The following is a 3,803-nucleotide window of genomic DNA, read 5'->3' as shown; positions in this document are numbered from 1 at the left end:
GTCTGAGGCTGTAGTACAAGACACCGGCGAAGCCGGCATCACGTCCATGGTGAAGACCTTCGCCCGAGACCAGGCGGCCTTCTTCGGCCTCCTGATGGAACTCGCCAACTATTGCGGGACCTGCATCGCAATCCTGGACCGTTTTGTGGGAAATGCCAAGTAACGGCTGCTTTGCAGAGCGATCGAAAAGGACCCAGAATGTTAAACATTGAAACACAGCAATGCTTTCCCGTCGGCGAAGATGTCGCCGAACTTTCGAAAATGGGCTCGGGTGACATACAGGAAAGAGTTGAGGCGGTCAGAACACTTCTTGCAGCCTCTTATGCAAAGATACTTCAGGAGGTAGTAAGTGAGTCCGCCGAGATCCCGGAATCTCGTTCGTCCGATCTGGGCCCCCAGCTCCGCTTCGACCCGCAGTCGGCGTCTTCGGACGGTCAAGTGGTTAATTCCACGGGTGGTCGACACGGCTTTGAGATTCCCCTGGGAATGACCCTCAGCAACGGCTCCGTATACGACGAGCCGGGGCCGTCTGTCACGCTTCGGAAACCCGCCAACCAGCTCTTCTCGGTCCCGGACGGGCAGCAGGAGCCGTCAGCCCTCCCTGTCGTCGGGGTAAGGAGCCCGGCGACCTCCCGCGTGAAAAATCCCCACGTAGATATCCAGCACGTGGGAAGTGTCACACCAGTGGCTGAAAATCGGGCAACTCAGGCATTCCTCGACGTACCCAGGTCTGCTGTTGCAGCGGCGGTTTACGGCGACGAGATGGTCGCGGACGAACCACTCTTTGGTGATCCAGAGGACGAGCATTCCGTCAGAATGGCATTCACTCAAACCGATGCCACCGACGCCCTCAATCAGCAAAACCTGCAAGGTCGACTGAGCGAGCTGACTCCTGGTACGGCGGAACATGCCCGTGTCCAGGCAGTCCTCCGTACATGCGGTGCACCGAGCGAATCTGAAATCGCGAGGAACTCTTCTTCGGCGCTGCCTAACCATAGTCCTCGCGCACAGGCCAGTGTCCTAACGGACCCCACCCCAGAAGCGACAACACTCAGCAGGTCGCATCTGGATCCTGCCATAGACCTTTATCACACCTTCAACAGAAGGTTGCGTCAGAAACTAGACGAACTGGCAGAGGGGGAAGTAAACGTCCCGACCAGGCCTCACGTGAATGCGGATGACGTCGCTGCACTACACCAGCGGGTACTGACCGAGTACCGCAACCGTCTGCCCCGGAACACCCACGAGCTTGCCGGGGCGCTGGTCGATATTTACCTCGGACGTGGTCTCGCCAGCCTCCCCGGAGGAGCACCGAGTGTCAATATCGGGCCTGCGGTGAGGCCAGCGAACGGCTGGAGCCCTCAGACTATGGGCAGGTGTCTTGAGCGGGTGATGACTCGTCCTGTCTCAGTGGCAGTGCAAAACGTTCAAGGAACGTTGACGCACGAAGGGGCCGCAGCGCTGGCTCAGTTCGTCTTCGGGTACGCGGCCGAACTGCGATTGTGGCACGCGTACAGCGACGCGGCGGCCCTGCCGCGAGTCGCCGTGGGCGCCCATCAGGATTTCCAGGCTGTCGCCCAGTCGGTGGCTTCTCAGGTTCAGGGCCTTTTGAGATCCGTACTGGGCCCCGCTGTCACGCAACAGATTCCCGTGAACACGCTGCTCCACATACAGTCGGCGCCTCTTCCTCCAGACGTGGTGGAACTTCGGGTGGACCGGCCCGAAATCGATACCAGCCCTCATCCTGTCCAGGCTCTGGAACATCTGATCTCCACTACGCTGCGTGGGCCTAGCGGCGTGGTGCGCGGGCGGGATTTCAGTGGCCGCAGTGCTGACTCGCAGTTCGACGGCGATTTCACTGCCTATCCGCAGGTTAAAGGTGATCGAAATAACTTTGTGCGCGTTCCTGTCCCCTGGCGCGCGGTCGCGGGGGGCCCCTATTTTGTCCGAGCTCAGCTGGACAGCTCTGGACCGGGTTTCATCCGAGTAGCTACTCAAATGGGCGAGCAGCGCCTGAGCTATGAGCACTTTGGCGACCTTCTCGCGCAGGACAGCGCGCTGCGTGCGCATCCGTCGATTGTGCTGATCATCCCTGATGCGGCAGCCCGTAACTTGGACCTCGCCCGTGCAGTGGCGGACCGTATCAAGCGGCCGGTGTGGTCCCACACCGGCCGGCCCCTTCTCCATCAGGAGGGGAACCGGATGTCGCTGGTTGTGTTGCACGGGGAGTACGAGCCTGCGGGCCAGTGGCTCTATACCGCCCCCCATGCTGGCGGCCAGGTCAGGGAGCGCCCAACCGTGGCGACGTTCGTCGCTGACGACGGCAGGTTGTTCCTCGACAGCGACCTCTATCTGGCTCCGCTGGCAGACGAACAGGGCCGACTAATTGGCCATCGCTCCCTCGCCCCGAACGACCCGGCCTCTCATCACTACTGGCCGCTAAGCTCTTTTAGCTCCTATCGTATGGGACAGCTCATCAATGATGAGGACCTGTTGCCTGTCGGCCCTGCATGGAAAGTACCGTGGGATAGTCATGGCGCTTATTTCTTCGACTCTCACTCAACTGACAGCACGACTGCCGGACAGCCGATTCTTCAGACCGTACACGGAAGGATGCCCTTGACAGGCAAGACCGTGGGCTCGGTACTCCGGCGTCGGCGGTCGTTTACAGAACGGCTGGCCTCGCAAGCAGTCTGCCTTGTTTGTGAGGTGGGCCAGACCCACCACCTCGCTGACATCAGCCAAGCACTGCGGGTCGAGACATTCGGAGGAACTCACAGCGTCTCTGCAGGAAACAGTGGGTTCATCCTCGAATCCGGCGGGTCGTGGGTGCGAGCTCGCAACGGCATGGCACAGATAGTGTCCCAACCGTCCGACCAGGTCTCCGTCTCTGCCATAGCCGCCCCCAGTCAACGCGGACGAGAAGGATCGGGCTGGCCAACCCGTCAGGTTCCATCTTCTATCTCCGCGACAGCGCCTCCGGGAACCACCCACAGGATCCGCACCGAAGACCACACCGGTCGCGTCTCTCCTCAAACCGCCGTGACCGGGCCCAGCATCCGTCCCATCCGTCCCCTCATCCCTCCGATGCCTCCTGGCGATCACATCGATGTACTTGCACCCACAACCACAAAACCCACCGCACCACTGACCGCCGAGGACGACCTATATCACGAATTCAACCTCCGCCTGAATTCACCAGCACGGCAGGGCATACACACAGGCCAACACCACTTGAGCCGGGAGGATGTGGCGCTATTTCTCGAGCACGCAAAACAGCGGTATCCCACCCGCCTGCCTAGCAACACTCGCGAACTCGCACAAGAAGACGCCGCTACCGGCACCACACCCCCATCACAGGAACGAACGACCGGCGGGCCGGTATCGGCCAGTACAACCACTTCCCCCCGACTCGACACCTCAGAACCCGCCAGCACCCGAGACCGGGCAACAACACCGCAGAACCCGGTGCACGACCCGGTCCAGCCGTTGCGCCAGGGCCCCGAAAGTCACCGATACCTGCTCGACGCGAGCATGCTGCCGCCCACCGGCACACCCGAGTACACCGAACACGTCAAGGCCGCGGCAGCGCTGCTCAGCGCCCCCGCAGAACAAAAGACCCCGCCCATCGTGTCCATCGCACCGGAACACCGGACCGGCCCCCAGGCCACCAACCGCGCCATCGAATTCGTCAACGCCGTCGTCCACCTTCCCCACACCCCCGCCAGCATCCAATTCGACCTCGGAAAAGACACCACCATCAACATCTGCGAATAACCGGGTCTGTATTGATCCGAACGGTT

General features: G+C 61.2%; 1 protein-coding gene. It reads left to right on the top strand.

Annotated features, from left to right (window positions below):
* The first annotated feature begins 198 nt into the window (after nt 1-198).
* Nucleotides 199-3,777, top strand: a complete 3,579-nt coding sequence (locus tag ACRWND_RS30460) for a hypothetical protein (RefSeq protein ID WP_431955151.1) — start codon at nt 199-201, stop codon at nt 3,775-3,777.
* Nucleotides 3,778-3,803: the final 26 nt, after the last annotated feature.

It is taken from the genome of Actinacidiphila sp. bgisy167, assembly GCF_965342175.1.
Lineage (GTDB): Bacteria > Actinomycetota > Actinomycetes > Streptomycetales > Streptomycetaceae > Actinacidiphila.
This window is presented reverse-complemented; position numbering and strand designations above follow the sequence as displayed.